This window comes from Microcoleus sp. Pol12A5, assembly GCF_036701435.1.
In the GTDB taxonomy this organism is placed as follows: Bacteria; Cyanobacteriota; Cyanobacteriia; order Cyanobacteriales; family Microcoleaceae; genus Microcoleus.
The window spans coordinates 1-20,713 of the sequence record NZ_JAUBQU010000106.1 but is presented as its reverse complement, the minus strand read 5'-3'; the positions used below and the strand labels follow the sequence as shown (position 1 = coordinate 20,713).

At 44.7% G+C, this 20,713-nt stretch carries 16 protein-coding genes and 2 pseudogenes; 9 read left to right on the top strand and 9 right to left on the bottom strand.

Annotation, left to right across the window (positions count from 1 at the left end; genetic code table 11):
* Positions 1 to 397: 397 nt before the first annotated feature.
* Positions 398 to 1,483, bottom strand: a complete 1,086-nt coding sequence (leuB, locus tag QUA45_RS22275) for a 3-isopropylmalate dehydrogenase (protein WP_333099717.1) — start codon at positions 1,481 to 1,483, stop codon at positions 398 to 400.
* A gap of 119 nt (positions 1,484 to 1,602) precedes the next feature.
* Here leuB and QUA45_RS22270 point away from each other — a divergent pair, with 119 nt between their 5' ends.
* Both QUA45_RS22270 and QUA45_RS22265 read left to right on the top strand, forming a co-directional pair.
* The gene (locus QUA45_RS22270; protein ID WP_333222139.1) at positions 1,603 to 2,424 is read left to right on the top strand and encodes a Uma2 family endonuclease; all 822 of its coding nucleotides are present in this window, start codon (positions 1,603 to 1,605) and stop codon (positions 2,422 to 2,424) included.
* Between the two features lie 126 nt (positions 2,425 to 2,550).
* Positions 2,551 to 3,756 carry a DUF4336 domain-containing protein gene (locus QUA45_RS22265; protein WP_333222138.1) on the top strand — a complete coding sequence of 402 codons (1,206 nt, stop codon included), beginning with the start codon at positions 2,551 to 2,553 and terminating at the stop codon, positions 3,754 to 3,756.
* A gap of 84 nt (positions 3,757 to 3,840) precedes the next feature.
* On the opposite strand, the gene QUA45_RS22260 is transcribed toward QUA45_RS22265, so the two are convergent.
* Complete coding sequence (locus tag QUA45_RS22260) at positions 3,841 to 5,157, bottom strand: hypothetical protein (protein WP_333222137.1); 1,317 nt, start codon at positions 5,155 to 5,157, stop codon at positions 3,841 to 3,843.
* 7 nt (positions 5,158 to 5,164) lie between these two features.
* Positions 5,165 to 5,833, bottom strand: coding sequence for a response regulator transcription factor (locus QUA45_RS22255; RefSeq protein WP_333222136.1), 669 nt, complete (start codon positions 5,831 to 5,833; stop codon positions 5,165 to 5,167).
* Positions 5,834 to 6,147: 314 nt separating this feature from the next.
* Here QUA45_RS22255 and QUA45_RS22250 point away from each other — a divergent pair, with 314 nt between their 5' ends.
* The 3 genes from QUA45_RS22250 to QUA45_RS22240 all read left to right on the top strand — a co-directional run bounded on the left by QUA45_RS22250 (position 6,148) and on the right by QUA45_RS22240 (position 9,275).
* Positions 6,148 to 6,645 carry a peptidoglycan-binding protein gene (locus tag QUA45_RS22250; RefSeq protein WP_333222135.1) on the top strand — a complete coding sequence of 166 codons (498 nt, stop codon included), beginning with the start codon at positions 6,148 to 6,150 and terminating at the stop codon, positions 6,643 to 6,645.
* Positions 6,646 to 6,966: 321 nt separating this feature from the next.
* Complete coding sequence (locus QUA45_RS22245; protein WP_333222134.1) at positions 6,967 to 8,703, top strand: sulfatase-like hydrolase/transferase; 1,737 nt, start codon at positions 6,967 to 6,969, stop codon at positions 8,701 to 8,703.
* A gap of 269 nt (positions 8,704 to 8,972) precedes the next feature.
* Positions 8,973 to 9,275: a hypothetical protein gene (locus QUA45_RS22240; RefSeq protein WP_333222133.1), complete on the top strand. Its 303-nt coding sequence runs from the start codon at positions 8,973 to 8,975 to the stop codon at positions 9,273 to 9,275.
* A 512-nt stretch (positions 9,276 to 9,787) separates the two neighbouring features.
* Here the strand turns inward: QUA45_RS22240 and QUA45_RS22235 are convergent.
* The 3 genes and pseudogenes from QUA45_RS22235 to QUA45_RS22230 all read right to left on the bottom strand — a co-directional run bounded on the left by QUA45_RS22235 (position 9,788) and on the right by QUA45_RS22230 (position 13,108).
* A pseudogene (locus QUA45_RS22235) lies at positions 9,788 to 10,808 on the bottom strand (IS4 family transposase).
* Positions 10,809 to 10,884: 76 nt separating this feature from the next.
* Entirely contained in the window at positions 10,885 to 11,058 is a 174-nt protein-coding gene (locus tag QUA45_RS29255; protein WP_445304976.1) for a transposase family protein, read from the bottom strand.
* A 253-nt stretch (positions 11,059 to 11,311) separates the two neighbouring features.
* Positions 11,312 to 13,108: pseudogene (locus QUA45_RS22230) on the bottom strand (metallophosphoesterase family protein).
* Between the two features lie 316 nt (positions 13,109 to 13,424).
* On the opposite strand from QUA45_RS22230, the gene QUA45_RS22225 reads away from it, so the two are divergent.
* The gene (locus QUA45_RS22225) at positions 13,425 to 14,402 is read left to right on the top strand and encodes an acetamidase/formamidase family protein (protein WP_333222132.1); all 978 of its coding nucleotides are present in this window, start codon (positions 13,425 to 13,427) and stop codon (positions 14,400 to 14,402) included.
* Positions 14,403 to 14,558: 156 nt separating this feature from the next.
* Positions 14,559 to 14,843 (top strand): hypothetical protein, encoded by a 285-nt coding sequence (locus QUA45_RS22220; RefSeq protein ID WP_333099735.1) that lies wholly within the window; start codon positions 14,559 to 14,561, stop codon positions 14,841 to 14,843.
* A gap of 420 nt (positions 14,844 to 15,263) precedes the next feature.
* Here the strand turns inward: QUA45_RS22220 and galT are convergent, their stop codons facing one another.
* Complete coding sequence (gene galT / locus QUA45_RS22215) at positions 15,264 to 16,286, bottom strand: galactose-1-phosphate uridylyltransferase (RefSeq protein ID WP_333099736.1); 1,023 nt, start codon at positions 16,284 to 16,286, stop codon at positions 15,264 to 15,266.
* 243 nt (positions 16,287 to 16,529) lie between these two features.
* Positions 16,530 to 17,189 (bottom strand): restriction endonuclease subunit R, encoded by a 660-nt coding sequence (locus QUA45_RS22210; protein ID WP_333222131.1) that lies wholly within the window; start codon positions 17,187 to 17,189, stop codon positions 16,530 to 16,532.
* A gap of 291 nt (positions 17,190 to 17,480) precedes the next feature.
* Between QUA45_RS22210 and acs the strand changes: the two genes are divergently transcribed.
* Positions 17,481 to 19,451 carry an acetate--CoA ligase gene (gene acs, locus QUA45_RS22205; protein ID WP_333099740.1) on the top strand — a complete coding sequence of 657 codons (1,971 nt, stop codon included), beginning with the start codon at positions 17,481 to 17,483 and terminating at the stop codon, positions 19,449 to 19,451.
* A gap of 141 nt (positions 19,452 to 19,592) precedes the next feature.
* Here acs and QUA45_RS22200 read toward each other — a convergent pair whose 3' ends face one another.
* Entirely contained in the window at positions 19,593 to 19,838 is a 246-nt protein-coding gene (locus QUA45_RS22200; protein ID WP_333222130.1) for a hypothetical protein, read from the bottom strand.
* A 43-nt stretch (positions 19,839 to 19,881) separates the two neighbouring features.
* Here QUA45_RS22200 and QUA45_RS22195 point away from each other — a divergent pair, with 43 nt between their 5' ends.
* On the top strand, positions 19,882 to 20,460 hold the full coding sequence (locus tag QUA45_RS22195; RefSeq protein WP_333075001.1) for an ACP phosphodiesterase: 579 nt from the start codon (positions 19,882 to 19,884) through the stop codon (positions 20,458 to 20,460).
* The last annotated feature ends 253 nt before the right edge of the window (positions 20,461 to 20,713 follow it).

The following is a 20,713-nucleotide window of genomic DNA, read 5'->3' as shown; positions in this document are numbered from 1 at the left end:
CCCAAATCCCTTCTCTTACTTGATGAATGAGAGGGAATTCTTATTTTCTTCTGCCTAGAGTGACAGAAGAGGGCTATGCTGGTCTAACTCAAGCGCGATCGCACTTCTGGAACTTCAATTAAAGGCAAAACTCGTATGTTTTGTACTGGAAACGTCCGACGAAAAAAGGCGTTGTATCTGCAGGATGTAGTGGCGATACCTTGCAACCTCTTACTCCAACCGACTCGCTGTGCGATTATGGGGTCGTGGAAACGTCAAAATGCAGGTGATTGATGCAATGATATCGGCAGTTGCTGCATTGGGCTTTTGGGATTTTAAAATCCCAAAAGCCTTTCGATCCCAATTATTGGAACGCTACCCCTTGACAGGTCAAGACAGTATCTACAAAATAAATAGATCAACCTTGCAAAACTTCAATTAAAGCATCGCCCATTGCCCGACAGCCGACGAGTTTCATGCCTTCCGACATGATATCACCAGTGCGATAACCTCGATTCAAAACTTCTACAACTGCTTGCTCGATTTTATTAGCAGCTTCCGGCTGATTTAAGGCGTAACGTAACATCATTGCCGCACTCAAAACTTGGGCTATGGGATTGGCTTTATCTTGTCCGGCGATGTCTGGTGCGGAACCGTGCACGGGTTCAAAAACTCCCGGCCCGCTTGCTCCCAAACTAGCCGAAGGCAGCATTCCAATACTACCAGTTAGCATCGCCGCCGCATCGGAAAGAATGTCGCCGAATAAATTGCCGGTGACAATTGTATCGAACTGTTTCGGCCAGCGAATTAACTGCATTGCTGCATTGTCAACGTAGAGGTGAGAAAGTTCGACATCAGGGTATTCTGAAGAAAGGGCAATAATACGATCGCGCCACAGTTGCGAAACATCCAAAACATTCGCTTTATCAACGGAACACAGCCTTTTTCCCCGCTTCCTAGCCGTCTCAAAAGCGACTCGCCCGATTCTGTCAATTTCCGACTCGGTGTAAGCCATCGTATTAACACCGCGTTTTTCGCCTGTTTCCGTCTCAAAAATACCTTTCGGTTTGCCGAAATAAATGCCGCCTGTGAGTTCGCGGATGACCATAATATCTACGCCTTCGACAACTTCCCGTTTCAAACTTGAAGCATCAACCAACTGCGGTAAAATAGTCGCCGGACGCAAATTTGCAAACAATCCCAATCCAGCGCGCAGTCCTAATAATCCCGTTTCCGGGCGCTGTTCGCGGGGCAAATTATCCCACTTGTAACCGCCAATTGCTGCTAACAATACTGCCTCGCAGTCGCGGCATTTTAAGAGTGTTTCTTCGGGCAGCGGATTGCCTGTTGCGTCAATAGCAGCACCGCCCATTAAAGCTTCTTGAAATTCAAAGCCGATGTCCAATTGTTGGCCGACAAGTTTCAGGACATCTACCGCCACAGCGATAATTTCAGGGCCGATGCCGTCTCCTGGTAAAAGAGTGATGCGGTAGTTTTGAGTCATATCGATTTAGGAGTTTTGATTTGAGATTTGAGATTGAGAGTTAATGGGAATTCTTTGGAAATGCCAGACATTCTCACAAGGCTATAATCATATCAGGATAAGCAACCTCAGAATTCATTATGACATTCCCGACTTACCCGCCTGCTCAAGCTGAACCGCCTCTAGACCCCCGACAGAGTTTGCCAACAATGTATGATTTACCTAGCGAAGACCCAAAGGAACCCGGTTTGCCAGATACATTTCATTTAGATCAGCCGCAACTCTTGGAATTCACGTTTTTGCCGCCGGGATGGGATGCGGAACAAGTCTTTACAGCCAGTGACCTAAATTTGTATTACGATGCAACACAACCGCGCTGGCACAAACGCCCGGATTGGTTTGCTGCGGTGGGTGTGCCAAGGCTTTATCAAGGGCGCGATATGCGTTTGAGTTATGTAGTTTGGCAAGAACGGGTAAATCCGTTTGTGGTGGTGGAATTGCTATCGCCGGGCACTGAAGATGAAGATTTAGGGCGGACTGTTCAGCAAGCTGGGGAACCGCCGACTAAGTGGCAAGTTTATGAACAAATTTTGCGGATTCCTTACTATTTTGTGTTCAGTCGCTACACGGATGAATTGCGAGCTTTTCATCTTGTAGGAGGCCACTATGAACCTGCAGAATTAATTGATGGGCGGTTATTTATTCCTGAGTTGCAGTTGAGTTTAGGTTGGTGGCAAGGCACTTATAAGAGTATGAATCGGTTGTGGTTGCGGTGGTTTACGGCCCAAGGAGGGTTGATTTTGAGTCCGAGTGAAAGAGCAACGGCGGCGGAACGGCAACTGATAGAATCTCAACAGCAACTCATAGCATCTCAACAGCAACTGACAGAATCTCAACAGCGAGAGGAAAGACTAGCGGCGCGGTTGCGGGAACTAGGCATCGATCCTGAACAGTTGGTTTAATAGTTCTCGCACCCAGGCCTGGTGAAACCCCTTTTCAACTCCTCGAATCCGCGCAACACGAGTGAAATAAAATAAAAATAGTTCGATCGCACGCACGTACAAAAAAATCGGCAAGGAGTCGCACCAGTGGCAGAGGGCGAAGGCATACCAACATCAGCACAGATTGATTCTCGGGACTATTCTTGGGCCTTTTGGCCGGTCGTCCCCCTCTATCCCTACAGCAAGCGGCGCACCATCCGCAAGGAAATAGTTAAAGATACAATCTGGACTTTTGACCAACTACAAGGCATTTTCTACGTTGTTGTCCCGATTCGGATGACAGTAATTAAACTAGAACCCGAAGGCCTTCTCGTCTACGCCCCCGTTGCACCGACTCCTGAGTGCATCCGCTTGGTAAAAGAGTTAGTAGCAGAGCACGGCGAGGTGAAGTACATCCTGCTGACAACGGTTTCCGGCATCGAGCACAAAGTTTTTGTCGGCCCCTTTGCGAGGTGTTTTCCCGAAGCGCAGGTGTTTGTCGCCCCGCAGCAATGGAGTTTCCCCGTGAATTTGCCGCTGAGTTGGCTGGGTTTGCCGGCGAAACGCACCTCTATACTGCCGTTTGACAGCAGCAATACGCCGTTAGCCGATCAATTTGACTGGGCAATTCTCGGCCCCCTCAACCTCGGTTTGGGCAAATTTGCTGAAGTTGCGTTATTTCACAGGCGATCGCGCACGCTGATGTTAACAGATTCGGTGGTTTCGATTCCCGAAAATCCGCCCGCGATCGTCCAACTCGACTCGTACCCGCTGCTGTTTCACGCCAAAGACAGCGCCTCGGACATTGTGGCAGACACCCAGGAAAATCGGCGCAAAGGGTGGCAGAGAATCGCCTTATTTGCCATGTATTTTAGCCCCAGCGTGCTGGAAGTGCCGCCGTGGTCGGAGGTATTTGCCAGCGCACGCCAAGCGCCAGAACGCTCAAGGAAAGCTTATTTTGGGTTGTATCCGTTCAAGTGGAAAACAGATTGGGTGCGATCGTTTGAGGCTTTGCGGGGAGGAGGGCGGTTGTTTGTGGCGCCGATTTTGCAGACATTGATTCTCAACCGCGCGCCGAGGGAAACTCTCGATTGGGCGGATCAAGTGGCGAGTTGGGACTTTGAAAAAATTGTACCTTGTCACTTCGATGGTGCGATCGACTGCCGACCGCGTGAATTTCGCCAAGCATTCTCGTTTCTGGAAAAACACTCGCCTGTTAATTCCTTACCCGAAGACGATTTTAAATTGCTCAGGCAGATTGATGCCGGTTTGAATAAAACCGGTTTGGTTCCGCCTGCGAAAGAGAAGGTTTAATCTTACATCTTGCACCATTGTTAAAAACAGGACAGTTTGCCCTAACTTGGGCCAGAAGTAAAATCCAATCCAATTCAACAATAGCTATGACTTCACTAACCAAGAAAGTTCGCAAATCACCCCTCCCTTGGGCAAAGATTCTCGTCGAAACTGTCCCCCCAATCGTTGAGCCAAAATGTGAGAGTGTTTTGTTCCCTGTTGTCCTTGTTCGGGTTTAAGTCCAGGGCCATTGTCTTGCACCTTGAGAACATATTGCCCCTGCTGATGTTCTCCCGTCACGACAATTCGAGTTGTTCCAAGAGCGTGTTTCCCCACGTTACATAAAGCTTCCTCTAACCACAAACAGAAATCCCGCTTTCTCTCCAAGGTGAGGTTAGTTTGCTCGATGGGGGCGAAATTCCGCACTTTGACTTGAATGGTCTGGAAATAAGGCAAATTGCGCTTCAAAGTAATGGCATAAACTTCATACAATAAATTATGCAGGGGGCGGTTGAGATCGATACAAGTGCCTTCCCCCAGACGGAGAGTTTGTTCGGAATTAGGAGGTTCTAGGCTGGTTAAAACGGCTGCGGAGTGTTGCTCTGAATCCGCTTCATCGGTGAGACTGCGCCCCACTGCCCGGATCTCTGCATTCAGGCTATGCAAGCGTTGGAACAATTGTTGAGATGGCATCTGTTCTTGCTGCATATCCCGCAGGAGGAGAGCTAAGGTTTGCAAAGGGCCATTGTGGATTTGCGTGAAGGCTTGTTCCATTGCCTGCTGACGAATCGCCTGTCGCTCGACAATTTGAGCATAGTATTGGAGACGCTCGGTATATAAGCCCTGGACGATATCTTGGACGCGGTTATAAAACAGAATCAGGAGAATTTGTATCCCCATTGTTGGGCCGAGGGAGATGAATAAATCTAAGCCTCGCGAAGTGTGAAGTTCTGACGGGTGCAGCAGCAAATAGGTGAGAATTGGGGCAGCGATCGCCATCCAAGCGATCACAGTTGCAATCACCAATTGCTGGCGGCGACGCAGGGCGATCAGCATCACCATTGTCAACACGAACAACGCGGGTGTTACAGGGGGCAAACTATCTACGAGGGTGGTGCCCGATGTGACGATCGCTTGTAGGGTATATAACCAACTGGGAACCACTACGAACAGTACCCCTGCAAGTAAAGCCAGATTTATCACTTGTTGCAAGCTCTCTGGTTTTTTGTAGAGACGAATCAGTAAAAGCAGGCATACGATCGCCAACAACGGAGGTGTAATTAGATAAATGGTACGAGGGTGCGGTTGCAGTCGGTGCAGAAATGTAGCAATAGTTGCGCCAACCGTCGCCAAACTCAACATTGCCAGCACGACTCGGCGCTTTAAAATTAAAATATTGTATGGCTCATTAACCGTAGACATTGCTCGTTTAATCAATTAATCCAATTTTACGGGCACGAATTTGGGTTTGTGCACGCATATTTTTACCCTCTTCCGGGTAGATTGAGAGTGCATCCTGAATCTTAGACCAATAGTGGCGAATCATCCGTTCGGACTTGTGCATAGTTTGGGCGATCGCTTTATCCTGAAGTCCCTCCTCAAAAGCGAGTCGCATTACTTCCAACCATTCGGGTTTCACTTCCAAGTCGGTTTGCAGGTCTTTGGTATGGGTTAACCCTTGCATAGCCCACTCCATCCGGGTCAGGAAGGTATCTATTGGCACGCTTTTGTCTGCGATCGTAAATCCGCCCTGATGATTGTCAATTTCAGGCATGATGCGAACTAATGCCTTGACATTACTGCTTTGCACCATCAGGTTCAACTGGGGATAATCTTGCATCAATAACTTGAGCAAGTCCAATCCATGCTCGATATGGGCAGTCGTTCCCAATCTTTCTGGGAGAGACAAATCCACGATCGCTAAGTCAGGCAAATGCTTTCTCACTTGGGTTAGAGCATCCTGGACTGTTTGGCAAGAGCGGATTTGTGCTTTAGGAAACCGATCGCCAACCAGACTAATCGTTCCATTGAGAAGCAGGCGATGGTCATCAACGATCAGAATATCTAGTTGCTGCTCTTGGGTCAAACTATCTGGCATCAGCGCTTCTCGACGCAACAACCTTATCTTAACTTGGTTTCATCAAGGGATCTTTAAAGCTGCTAGCGATTACCCCTTATGAGTTAAGCCCTATCGATTCGAGACATTTTAAGAAAGTGGAACTTTTGTCAATGAGTAAATATATCTAATCTGCCTGTCATCAATGGGGTCGATCGGGTGATTACCGAAAACTACCATGCACCTGACCGAAAATACCAGCTCAACTTGTCCGAAACTACCAATGATGAAAGCTTCTGGAGGTTTGGATACTGGAATTATCAAAGACCAACAACATTGATTTTGGGAAAAAAACAATGCACGCTGACCAAACAACTCACTCCACCTTAACCCCTGGCAGTAATAACAATGAGGCCAATCAAGTTAAATACTTGCAACAACAACTCAATCTTTTTTACCACAGCTATATCAGTGTCGATGGCTACTTTGGTGATATTACTACTGAGTATGTCAAAAAGTTTCAAGCTGATTGCTGCCTGAAAGTTAATGGCATTGTTGATTCACAAACTTGGAGTTACCTTGACGCTATCGTTCCTTATTCCAACAAAATGCACTCTACCTTGAGCCAAAGCAAAAGCAACAATCCTTCGGAAGTGAAATATCTACAGGCACGCCTCAATCAAGCCAAAAGGCAAGGAAAATCAGGAAGTATGACGATAGCTGTAGATGGCGATTTCGGCAATAAAACCACGACACGAGTGAAAGGCTTTCAATCAGATTTCTGGCTAACTGCTGATGGTATTGTAGGAAATAACACCTGGTTATTACTCGAAGACGCACTCTTAAAAAGCTAACACGGCTGACACTGGCAACTCCTAATTTAAGCAAGGTGAAGTTTTATTAAGGTTGCCCGAATAAATTTTAATCAAAGGTGAAGCCTGATTAAAATTTACACATGAAATATTTCCGAATAAGGAAATCATCGCTATGATGCCAATGTTCAACCCAGATGATACTGACTCCAATCCTAGTTTTAGGCTTCAAGAATTTTTTGAGTTTCACAGGTAAAGAATGAAAGCCTCTTCCTTCATTCCCTGCTACCTACTCCCCTCTTTCTTGGAAAGTTATCTCGTACTCTTTAGATTTCTTATGTTTCGTACAATTAAATCAAGAACATGAAAAGGCGAACATTTCTATCAGCAACGGGTTTGGCAGGAGCCGCACTAATTGGCTCTCAAATTGTAAATAAATCCGATACTCCGGCAATTGCACAAACATCGGGATATAAAAAGCCCAATATCCTTGTGATTGTCGTAGACCAACTACGCACTCCCCAATGGTTTCCAGCACAAGCCACTCTCGACAAATATCTACCCGCGATCGCGAAATTGCGAAAGAGTTCAGTCAACTTCACGCGGTACTATACAGCAGCAACAGCCTGCACGGCCGCTCGCGGCACATTGGTGACAGGTTTATACTCCCACCAAACATTTGTGATGGATACGCATTTGAATGATGGTGGTGAGAGTAGTAGCATACTCTTTCCAGCGCCAGCGCCAAGTCTTAATCCTGGCTTTCCTACCTGGGGAAAACTGTTGCGAGACAACTTTGGTTACAGTACGTGGTGGTTCGGTAAATGGCATTTATCCACCGGAGATTCCCTAGAACCCTACGGATTTAGTGGCGGAACTTATCCTTCCCCCAATGGTAATCCCGGAGAAGGTTTAGAAGTAGACCCTTATATTGTCAAAGGCGGTACGCCTCCTCAAGGAATTAAATCCACCGAACAGTTTACCGAGTGGCTCAATTCCAACGAAGCCAGAAAGACTCCTTGGTGTACGACCATCAGCTTAATCAACCCCCATGACATTTCTTGGTACCCCCAAGGAACGAAGGAAATACCCGCAGAAAGCAACCCGCCAAGTGTCTTCAAAGATAAAATTCCCAACTTTGAAAACCCCATCGGGTTAGCGAAAAAGCCCCGCTTGCAAGAAGCATTCCGCCGAGCAGCAAACTTAGGGGCTGGCTACTTACCGCCTAAATTCGGAGAACCCTGGCTGAAACTGTTGGATTCATACCTACTATTCCAACAATTTGTGGACGCTCAAATCGGGAAAGCACTTGATAGTTTAGAAAAATCCCCATTTGCCCAAAATACGATCGTCGTGTTTACCTCAGACCACGGCGAGTATGGCGGTTCTCACGGGTTGCGCGGTAAAAGTGCTGCTGTCTATGAAGAATCAATTAACGTTCCTCTTTACATCAAAGACCCAACTAAACAGTGGGTTTCCGCCCCAGGAACAGAACGGACACAACTTTGCTCTAGCGTAGATATTGTTCCCTTGTTACTTACCCTCGCTAGTGGAGATAATAGATGGCGTACCCAACGGGCATTTTCACATTTAAAGACACGCTTGGATATTGCCCAAATCCTGCGCCAACCAAATGCGTCAGGTCGCCCTTACATTCTTCATACGACAGATGAACTGATCTTAGATTTGTTGGGCGCTTTGCTACTCTTCGGCGATGCTCCAAATCATGTGATTGGATATCGCACAGACAAAGCGAAACTAGGAGCTTATAACTTCTGGCGTTCTGGCACCATCGATATTCAAACCAAAGGTATGGAAGCAGAACTTTACAACTACAGTACAGCTAGAGGAAAGCAGGAATTAGATAACGTCAGGAACTCTGAACTTAGATTGTACTCTCAACTGGTGAGCCATCTCTTTAACGACGCTATTCCCAATGAATTGCGTAAACCTCTACCTACACCCGAACTGCAAGCCGTGCAACAACAAGCCTTAAAAGACTATTTGTCCTTCGCTGACCAGACAACCCGGACAAAAAGCAGGCTGGATAAAACAGATGAACAACTCCTGGGGTTAAATGCTGCAATTGCTAATTTGTAGCTTCGCGCCACATAGATCGAAAAATTTTGGGGAACCTGAAATCTGCGGTGCGGTATAAAAACCCCATGTCTGACTCCGAAGCCACTGTTAAACCCCATCAATTTTGGCTTTAAGCGCTGATGGAGTTGTTAGGAATAATACCTAGTTAGTTCTAGAAGAACCACTCCGGAAAAGTTAATAAGGCTGACTTAGCAATTCCTAATTTAAGCCAGGTGAAGTCTGGTTAGACTTCACCTTTTTTTTGATGAAGCAGGGAAGGAGGAAGACTAATGGATAAGATAACTCTTGTGTCCAGCCTAATTATGTTTGGTACAGCGGGATTAATTGCGGGCGTTGTCTATCATGAACTTTGTTGGTGGCGACGAATGCGTTGTTTGGAACAACAACTGCTAACACAGCAACAGTTAATCGAGCTGCTTGAGGCAGAAATTCACAATGGTGCCTTACAAAGGCTGGCGTTCTTGATCAGAGAGCTTCAGATTCATGAGTTGTCCCAACAAGAGTTACTCCAGCATTTACGCTCTGTTTATCAAGATGTTCAGGCTGCTCTTTCTATTGACAAATCCCACTAATTTAAGATGGCTTTAACAGCCCTTCTCTGTTGAATTGCGTAGATTAGCCCATAGACATTCGCTCCAGTTTCTTAACCGGTCACGACTGGAGCTTCTCAAGCCACAGCTAACCTGATAGCAATCAAGGGTTTGGGCGATTAACCTGCAAAGGCAAGACCCTATCAAGCTGATTACCGAAAAGTGGAATGCTGATGACAGAAAATACCAACTAAACTTGTCTGAAACTACAAATAATTGTTGTAGCTTAAGTTTTCTATACTGGAATTATCAATACATAAGTCATCTGCCACTAATGATTAATTGGGATGCGTAAAAAGTGGCTAATGATAACAAGGGAACTCAAAACTTGCCTCAGCCACAATTTTCCACAAAAACAGCACTTGTGGAGATAGCAGATACAGCACTTCCGGATGTTATGAGGTACAGTAGCAGCAATTAATAAACCAGAAATGTTGAATATTGATACAAAACTTTACATATTCAGATAGAGCAAGACTAACCAGGTAAACATTTCAAGAAAACATGAGTTCCTCAAACCAATGAACACAACTAATTTTCTGACACATACAAGCTTGAAGATAGCGCATTTTGTCTAATAGTTTGTTACCATGGCGCGGCAATAGATATCAGTAGTAAAATTAGATATGCAATTAGCCTAGTATAAAGTTGTATGGTAATACAATTCAAACTTTTGCTAATCAATCTATCAAGTTTTAGGTGCACCTTTAAAAACTTCCAGAACAATTCTACTTTCATTTTAAGCGATATATCTCCCTAATTTCATCATCAGAAACTGCCGCCTCTCCATCATCCGATAAATTAGTGACTAAGCGAAACTCACTTTTGGTATCTACATCACAAAAATTTACCATTCTATAAAAGCGAGCATCGGTTAATGAACCAATTCTTATCAACCTACTTTCTGACTAAAATTCTAACTTCCAATTGTTGTTAATCCGCAACATAAAATATTTGTTATCTTGGATTAATTATTGAATAAACTTTAGTCAGGCACATCCTAATTCCATTACCTCCACAGCATTTCCTGGCAGTTTAGACATCATCTTTGAACCCAAATTATAATCATGAGCCTGTCCAAAGTTAATGAGGTTATCGTCGGGACTCCCTGTCGATAAATTGAGGGTAGTAAAAACTTTAACTCTTTGGATGACCTAGGATCCATAATAATTTACTTGTCAATGTAATAATTATTGAATCAATTGGAGAAATGGCGTATGTATTAGGCATTTTTTTGTGAGTTGCGTTGGGAATAATTGATTCAATTGCTTATAAATCTTTCGGAATGGTTCTTGACTTCGATGAGTGTTAGCCTTGGAAAATGTTGAAATATCAACCTCAAATCCTATAGGGTTTATTGGTTTAAACAAATCGCGCTTGACGAGTTAAGCTATTATCCAGGACATAAGCTAACCAACACTCGACCAAAAGGCGGCTATTCAAAACTGGATAATCATTTTTTGGGAGCCCTTTGAGGATATCTTTGACAATCTTGGGAAAGTGATTTAGAATCATTATTAATAGATATTTTTTTATATTTAGCCCAATTTTAACCGATTTTGGGCAATTTATATCACTTATTTATTCACTTTCAATACTTTTGGGTGGCTCGATGATTTGTGGTAAAATGAACCAAGGGCTTATAGCCCCAATATCCCGTACAACTGCCTAATAAAATTATTGTTAGTATCAGCCATAAAGGATGTCTGATTCCTCTCGGTTGTCGATGGTCGGGAACAGATTTAATTGCTTCAATTAAATTCATTGTTGATGCACTCCATGACTTGATAGTCTTACAAGTTCCAAATACGCGATCGCCTCTTCTATGAGACCTTTATCCTGTGATAATTAATCCACCCTGCCTAACCCCCCTTAACAAGGGGGGGACTGGAGTCTTCAAAGTCCCCCTTCTTAAGGGGGATTTAGGGGGATCTAGACTTAGATATAAACGAGAGAAATAGAGGGTTTTAGTCTTAAGCTGAGACTTTTGAACACTGCCCTGTCCCTACTAAATCAATTTACGAATTTTTCAACTTAAACTCATCAAACTTCACCACTTCCGACTCCGGTTTCCGCGTATCAAAATAGTAGCTACTAACCGTACCTTCCCCCGTATCAAAAATAGTAAAAGCTGTAATATCATTGCTATCAATATACGGCAGGGGCAGCCTATCTTCTCCCAACAAAGGCGCAACAGTCGGCACCACAGGTTCCAATCCGTTCGGGTCTCCAATAGCGCTGTAATCTTCCCGATATCCCGGCGGCACAAATCGGCGCTTTTCCCCCACAAAAGCACCGTAACTGTTGCCAACATTAGAAGTCTCCAAAAAGTGCATTCCGCTGGAACTTACAAACCGATTCCACAAGTACGAATGTCCGTAAAATACCAACTGCACCCCCGCTGTTTCTAGCAGTTGCACTACATCCCGAATCAGATAATCTTGCTGTTTCGGATACTCGTAACGCACCATTTTAATCTCGCCATTCTCAGCGCGATCGACTATTTGCACTGGATCAGTATAAGCAGGTACAATATTGTCACCCAGAGAATGTGGCGGGTAGTGAAACATCACAATTTTATATTTTGCCTGCTGGAATTCCGAACTCTTTAACTCTTGTTGCAGCCAATTATATTGAGCGCTGCCCTTGACAATAGGCTCAAAAATATGCTGTCCGTATCCCCATTTTGCGGGATTATTAAAATCTGCGTCTCGTTCCCGATACCTGCCTCTCGCACCCGCATCTAAATTCGGAGTCCGCCAGATATTCGCAACGTACAAAGTCACTAACCGCACTTCCCCAAAAGTCACAGCATAGTAATTTTTGCCTCCCGGCAAATTGAAAATTTCGTCATAGGTATCGCTATTAAAACTATTGTTTTTTAGCCATATTTCCCGCACGGAAGGGTCATTATTGGGATTCAAAGAGGCAGCACGTTGAGCTTAGATTTTCTCGGCAGCGGCGCGGGGAAAAGGATCACTAAATTGGTCATAGAGTGTGCTGTTGGTTGCAAACCTGCCCATGATTTCGTGATTGCCAATGGCGGGAAATAAAGGCGCGTGTTGGATCAGTTCGCCGCGGCTGTAAACTGTTTTGATGCCGTTTTTGTCCAGTTCTGAAAATGCGCGACCTTGCATAGCGGGAAAGAAGGCGCGGCCTCGGTAGTCGTCAAACCATTCGGAAGCGCGATCGGGTATATTAATTAAATCCCCAGCCATGAAAACCGCGTCAACTCTCCCAATTGTTTCGGCTACTTTCTGGAGATTTGCTGCTGTCATAGGCATCAATTGATGGTCGGAAGTGAGGAGGATTTTGAGCGACCTTCCTGCTGCTGGTGTCGGAGAAAGAGTGAAAACTTTGCTGCTGACAGATGCGCCGTCTTTCCTTTCGCTAGTGACTCGATAAGGAATGCGAACACCGGGCATTAAATTGGAGACTTCTGCTTCGTGGCGCCAGATGTCGCGGACAATTGGATTGCTGTCAATTATGCTTTGTTTCATTTCATCGGAGATGCGCGAGTCTTTGTCTTCGCGAGTGCGGCTTAGCTTAGTAGTATTTGCCATCACAACTTGATTCAAATTTTCGCCGTAAGCAACAGTGTTGCGAGTACCGCCAAACTCGGTGAACCAGACAACTCGCACCGAGTTTGCTGTTGGGACTTGCAAAAACGGATCGGTTAAAAGCTGAGGTTCGTTGAGGTTAGATGGCATAATGAAACCTAGCAAGAGGACAATCAAAATCAAAACAGCAAAAAACCAGGGATTGCGAGAATAACCTTGAGAACTTTCTACTTTATTGGGCAAAGGCGTTAACATAATTCATTAGTCATTAGTTGTAGGGGGGGTTTCACCAGCCAAACGCAACTCCCCCCCCCAAATACATATAAACCCGCGCCGCTAACTTTAAATTTTAAACTACCAACGCGATCACAAAGTTAAGAAAATAGTAAAATATCTCACATCAAACAAACCTCAACCATTTTTTGACCTCTTGTGCTCTCTCCATTCTCTTTCTCAGCGCCCTCTGCGCCCTCTGCGGTTCATTAAAAAAAACTCTCAAAAATGATTGAGACTTGCGATATAACATTCTTAACACCCTTCCTTCAATCTAAAATCTAAAATCTAAAATCTCATGACTCGCCACCTTCTCAAGGCTAACTGCAAAACCGTACACTTGGGCGGTTTCTCTCCGAATATCGAACCTGCTTTAAGGGTGGATTCAGGCGATCGCATCGACATCGAAACCTATTCAGGATATTATGTTGCTGACAAAGCGCCGCCGGAATTTCAAACGCCGGAATTTTTAGATATTTGTCAGAATTTGCCTCCCAACCGCAAAGTTGGCCCTGGGCCCCACTTGCTGACAGGCCCGATTTATGTTAACAATGCCGAACCGGGAGACGTTTTAGAAATTCACATTGAGAATGTTTACCCAAGTTTGCCAGTAGGATTTAATGCAATTCGCGCCGGATGGGGAGCATTACCTGATTATTTTCCAGAACCTAAATTGCGTTTTATTCCGCTAGATTTACCGCAAAAAACTGCTGAATTTCCCCCAGGTAGCGACATTCGGATTCCCCTGCATCCTTTTTTTGGAATTATCGGCGTTGCAAATTCAGAAATCAACCGTTCTTCTATTCCTCCAGAGCGCTACGGTGGCAATCTGGACAATCAGGAACTCCAAGCAGGAACGCGGTTATTTTTACCTGTTTTTCTGCGCGGCGGTTTACTGTCCATCGGCGACGGACATTCGGCACAAGGAGACGGTGAAGTTGACGGTACTGCTATAGAAACTTCGATGAACGGGACTATTAAAATCATCTTACGCAAGGATTTTATTTTGATGTTTCCGTTTGCAGAAACGCCCACTCATATTGTAATTATGGGATTTGGTAGAACATTAGATGAAGCGTTTGAGATGGCGGTAAAACAGACGGTTTATTGGCTGCAAAAGTTTGCAGGTTTCCAAGAGGAAGATGCTTATGTTTTGTGTTCCATTGCGGTAAATTTTCGGATTACTCAGGCTGTCAACAATCCCCAAAAAGGAGTTCACGGAATGATGCCCAAGTGTATTTTGCCCGAAGGGAAAATTATTGGTCACGGAGTTTGAGGTAAAATGATAACACGCGATCGACCAAATAATTAGGATCGCGATCGCACAAACGACACCAATTTGTCACTGCTGTGGTCGATCTGGATCGCGATCCTGTTGACAATTAAGCTTAAAATGATATAAGTTACCAGTTCTACCTAAATCGAACTCAACATGAAAAACCAGACTGACGATGTTGCCAAAAAAGATTTAGTCGATCGAGCTTTTGGGAATGCAGCAATACCAGATCCGACAGCGTGGGTGCACGAACATTATTTTCTGGCTAATTTCGCCGATACTCTGGCACACATCCAAGAACATATGTCTGAAGACAGTTGCGAAATCGGCGATAATGTTGACTCTGGTGAGGGGGTATTATCGATCGATGCCAAAATTAGAGATATGTTGAGAGCTACTTTTAGCGACGACGGCTGGCATTATGTCGAAAGTTTATTGTGAGTTTGGTAAAACCCACAAGTATTTGTACGTTCATAACTTGAGAACGTAAGTTATACCAGTTTAACAAAAGAATCCAACTTTAGGCCGGTGATCTACCCCATTAGATCATGCATGCGTTATGCGCAATTCTTTAATCTCAAATATCAAATCTCCAATAATATCAATTCCATCTGCGCCGGAATGATATCAAATCCGCGCTTCCGGAGTCGGGCATAAAGTCGAATCAAGCTGCCAACAAATAATTCGCGCTATTTTCATTTTTTTGACTCACAGTCAACAGCCAACAATGATAAGGAGTGCAACCGGAATCGATATGATATCAGTTTCCTCTCTCAACGCAGACTCGCAACTAAGAGTGAGTGGCTGCGTGCATTTCCACCCCAATTTGAAGTAAATTGGACTATTGTGATGTAGGATACTTTAGATAGGGGAGAAATTACTGTCGCTAGGAATTTCAATCGATCGCAAAAAAGCCGCACTTTCTTCGGGCAAAGCAGTATTGATAAACATCCCGCTACCCAACTCAAACCCAGCTTGCTTAGTAACTCTGGGAATAATTGCAATATACCAGTGAAAGTATTTTGTTGCCCGTTGGGCGATCGGCACCGATCGAATATTATAGTTATAATCGGGATTGTTCAATCCGTAATAAAGCTTAGCCAGTACAGTTTTCAAAGTATCAGCAAGATCGGCAACTTCCCCATCAGTTATTTCATCAAACGAAGAGGAATGACGGCGCGGAAAAATCCAAGTGTGAAACGGTGAAAGTGCAGCGTAAGGGATAAAAGCGACAAAATGTTCACTCTCACAAATCACTCTTTCCTCCGCCGCTAATTCATCTTCCAAAGTCCGGCAAAATAGACATTCTCCCGTGTCATCAAAATATCTAATAGCTTCGTCGATGCGGCTGCGGAATTGGCTGGGTACAACGGGCGTCGCTGCTATCTGCGAGTGGGGGTGTTCGAGAGAAGTTCCGGCACTTTCCCCGTGATTTTTGAAGATAATAATTGTTTCAATGTGGGGATTTTTTCTAATTTCTACATACCGCTGGCGGTATACTAAAAGTATGTTTGCAACTTCTTTAACACTCAACAAAGCTGTCGTCAAATCATGTCGCGGGTGTTCGACAATTACCTCGTGAACGCCGATTCCCGCCATCGTGCGGTGAATTCCCGATGATATCCTCATCCATTCTGCTGTCGGGGAGAGGGCGGGATATTTGTTGTAAATTGCCCTGACTTTCCAGCCAGTGCGATCGCCCAAACGGCAAGTTTCTAAGGTTCCGTCTTCCTCATTTCCCACGCAAAAAGGGCAATCGGCACGGTGCGGTGGCACTACGGCAGCCCACTTTTTTTTGTTAGCGAATTGATCCGGTCTTGTCGCCCGTTCCGTGGCGATGATTACCCAATCTCTGGTAATTAGATTTTGTCTAAGTTCAGACATTTTCTTACCTTCAGTTTCCGGGTCAAATTGTGTCTTAGTTTAGACAAAAACTTTTATTTTGTCACTCACTAGAGTAAATTTTTTACAAATCTTAATTTATAATTAAATCGGCAGTTTCTCAACAAAAGTTAACAACATTTGAAACCAGCGATAGAGGACGATTAGCGACTAAAGGTGTCTCCCCCGATGTTACAGAATATCTATCTAAGCAGTACGGGTAAGCACAGATTTTAACCCCAGAGATTAAGCCAACTGCAACTGCACATTCTGCAATTTGCAAATCGCTTTCAACACTTGCGCCAACAAGAGCGATCGCTCCCTGTCAGTCAAACTCAAGTCTGGTAAAATCTGATAAGTGCAAGGATTGCCCCGCGTCAGATACACAAACTGATAGTTACGTCCATTCGTTGTCAATCCCCAAACAGACGATTGCTGCTGCAAACTTTTATAAGCATAAGTCAGCAATTGCGGCAAACCGGCCCAAGGATCGATCGCACTATTTTTCGCCTCCACTACCAAAATCCAAAACTGTGCCGCCGCGAGCTCTGCATCCGGCTGATTTACCGCTAAAATATCCAAGCGCCCTTTAATTAAAGTATCCCCATCCTCAACCTCGATCGGGATGCTATCTTCCATTGTCAGCACGATCGGAATATCAAAAAATCCTGCTAATCTCATTAACGGTGAAAGCACTAAAAACTTAACCAGTTCTTCTGAAACTTTTCCGGCGGATAAGTAGCGTCGAAAGTCAGTTATAATTTTTAATATTTCCTGCTGTTCTAATTCTGACAGCGGTTCCAAAGAGAAAAAACCGGTGAAGGCGTCTCCTTCTCGCTCTTCCAATTTGAGCAGGCGGCGAACGTCATTTAGCGAGAGTTGGCTTGCTTCTAAATTTTGCGTCATAGTTTTCCTTTAATTAAATTTAACTAACTACCTAAATTATAGCTAATCTAATTTACAAAAAAGTATAACTTAAAAACTTGTCACCCAATAATTACTAAGAATAATTAATTATTAAATAAGCTAAAAAATCCTCTAGATCTGCGTTAATCGGCATTACTCGGCGAGCAAAAAAAGAACAACATCTCAACCTCTTACAAAATTTCCCAAAGTCTTAAGGAAAATAAACATACTTTGGTCCCAACTTATGCAAACAATAGTTAAAAAGACGAACCGAAGTTAAAGTTAAAAGCAATGTCACAAGATACGATCGAGTCAATTCTGCAAGAAAAACGCCTATTTCAGCCGCCCGCTGAATTCTCCCAAAAAGCTCACATCAAAAGCCTAGAAGAATACCAAGCCCTCTACGACAAAGCCAAAGCTGACCCCCAAGCATTCTGGGCAGAACTCGCTGCCCAAGAATTGCACTGGTTCCAAAACTGGGATACCGTGCTCGACTGGCAGCCGCCTTTTGCTAAATGGTTTGTCAACGGTAAAATTAATATTTCTTACAATTGTCTCGATCGCCACTTAACCACTTGGCGCAAAAATAAAGCCGCCCTGATTTGGGAAGGCGAACCCGGAGACTCTCGCACCCTCACCTACGCGCAACTCCACCGCGAAGTCTGCCAAATGGCAAATGTGATTAAGGAATTGGGAGTTCAAAAGGGCGATCGCGTCGGCATTTATATGCCCATGATTCCCGAAGCTGCGATCGCCATGCTAGCCTGCGCCAGAATCGGTGCCGTACACAGCGTTGTTTTTGGCGGATTTAGTGCAGAAGCTTTGCGCGATCGGCTCAACGACGGCCAAGCAAAACTCGTCATCACCGCCGACGGAGGCTTCCGCAAAGATACCGCCGTCGGGCTCAAAACACAAGTAGACAAAGCACTAGCAAATAATGCCGTACCCAGCGTTACCAACGTTCTGGTAGTTCAGCGCACCAAGCAGCAAATTGACATGGAACCAGGGCGCGATCGCTGGTGGCATGAATTGCAAAAAGGTGCATCCGCTGACTGTCCGGCAGAACCGATGGATAGCGAAGATTTGCTGTTCATTCTTTACACTTCTGGAAGTACCGGAAAACCGAAAGGAGTCGTCCATACAACCGGTGGTTATAACCTTTATACCCACATGACAACCAAGTGGATATTCGACCTCCAAGATACCGATGTTTACTGGTGTACTGCTGATGTCGGCTGGATTACTGGACATAGTTATATTCTCTACGGCCCGCTATCCAACGGTGCGACAACTTTAATGTATGAAGGTGCTCCTCGCCCTTCTAATCCCGGCTGTTTTTGGGATGTAATTGAAAAATACGGCGTCACAGTTTTCTACACTGCACCAACCGCAATTCGCACCTTTATGAAAATGGGCGAACACTTGCCGAATGCGCGCAATTTGTCATCTTTACGATTGTTAGGAACCGTCGGCGAACCCATCAATCCCGAAGCTTGGATGTGGTATCAGCGCGTAATTGGCAACTCAAATTGTCCGATCGTCGATACTTGGTGGCAAACAGAAACCGGGGGAATTATGATTACCGCTTTGCCCGGTGCAATTCCTACAAAACCCGGTTCTGCAACCCTACCGTTCCCCGGAATTATGGTCGATGTTGTTGACCAAGAGGGCGAACCAGTAACTAACGAAAGCGGCGGTTATTTAGTGGTGAAACATCCTTGGCCGGGAATGATGCGTACACTTTACAACGATCCAGACCGCTTCCGTCGCACTTATTGGGAATATTTGCACCCGAAAGATGGCGAATTTGTGTACTTTGCAGGGGACGGCGCGCACAAGGACAAAGACGGTTATTTCTGGGTAATGGGTCGCGTTGACGATGTAATTAATGTGGCCGGACACCGACTGGGCACAATGGAAGTAGAGTCAGCTTTGGTATCGCATCCAGCGGTGGCGGAAGCTGCGGTTGTTGGTAAACCCGACGAGATTAAAGGTGAGGACATTGTGGCTTTTGTCACGCTGGACAACTCGCAGCAACCTAGCGATGAATTGGCTAAGGAATTGAAGCAGCACGTGGTTAAGGAAATTGGGGCGATCGCCCGTCCCGGCGAAATTCGATTTACCGATGCTTTGCCGAAAACCCGAAGCGGCAAAATTATGCGCCGATTGCTGCGTTCTTTAGCTGCGGGAGAAGAGGTTTCTGGGGATACTTCAACCTTGGAAGACCGGACGGTTTTGGATAAATTGCGGGGTGGTGCGTAGGGGTATTTTGTAAGTGCAGATAAACGCAGATAAACGCGGATAAGTTTAATAATTATCTGCATTTATCTGCGGTTTTAGATAATTGTTTAGTAGCTTATTTGCCGCTCCACAGATGAACGGCAGCGGCGTTAATTTCAGACCTTACCTGTAGCCAATCCTCCAGCAAGTAGTCATCATCAACTGCTTGCTTGTGCTGTTCGTCTTTGAGAATTGCCAAGACAAGACGCGAACTCCAGACGAATAGTTGACATGACGAATTTTTGGGTGATATCCCAAGTCTTGAATTTTTGCCAAAACGCGATGGACAGCACCGGCAACAGTAAGATCGACGGCAAGAATAATTTGACCGAGTTTAGCACCCGGTTTTACACATTCTAGAACAGCCATAATTCTTTCTCCTTATGCTATCTTAGATATTTTTACTGTAGCAATGAATTATTTGGCTCATCTATTCTTATCAGAAGGCACGCCAGAATCCCTGATTGGCAACCTCTTAGGAGATTTTGTCAAAGGTTCGGCCGTCAACCTTTATTCCGAGGAAATTAGAAAGGGCATCGATTTGCACCGCAAAGTAGATAGCTACACGGACTCTCACCCAATAGTGCGATCGAGTAAAAGCCTTGTTTCTTCTCACAGACGAAGGTTTGCGGGAGTTTTGATTGACGTGTTTTACGACCACTTCTTAGCTAAAAATTGGCTGGAGTATTCAGAAATTCCGCTCCGGGATTTTTCTCAGGATGTCTATAAAATCCTGCAAGACAACCGCGATATATTACCTGACTCTCTCCAGCGGGTGTTGCCCACAATAATTGCCCGCGACTTGCTTTCATCTTATCAGGAAATTGCCGAAATCGGCATCACTCTTACAAGAATGTCGGCGCGGCTCAAACGGACAAATAACTTGGCAAGTGGCATAGAAGATTTGACAGCTAACTATCAACGCTTAGAATCGGATTTTCGGGATTTTTTTCCTGATTTAATAAAATACGCGACTGTTGGCAAATTTTAATATAATAAACAAAAATTCTTGTTGCTAGCGATAACGAACTCGTGTATAATCCAAGCGATACCTGCATGAAATCTCAAATGCAAAAGGGTTCAAAATATGGCAACCAGAATTCCGAACCTGCAAATAACTAAAGTAGTTGATGGCGACAGCATCAAAATTTCTCTCAACGGCAAAACCCAGGGTAAGCTCATCTAATTTGGTATAAATTGTACTTGACAATGACTCAAATGAGTGTTCTTAAGTCAAGTCGCTA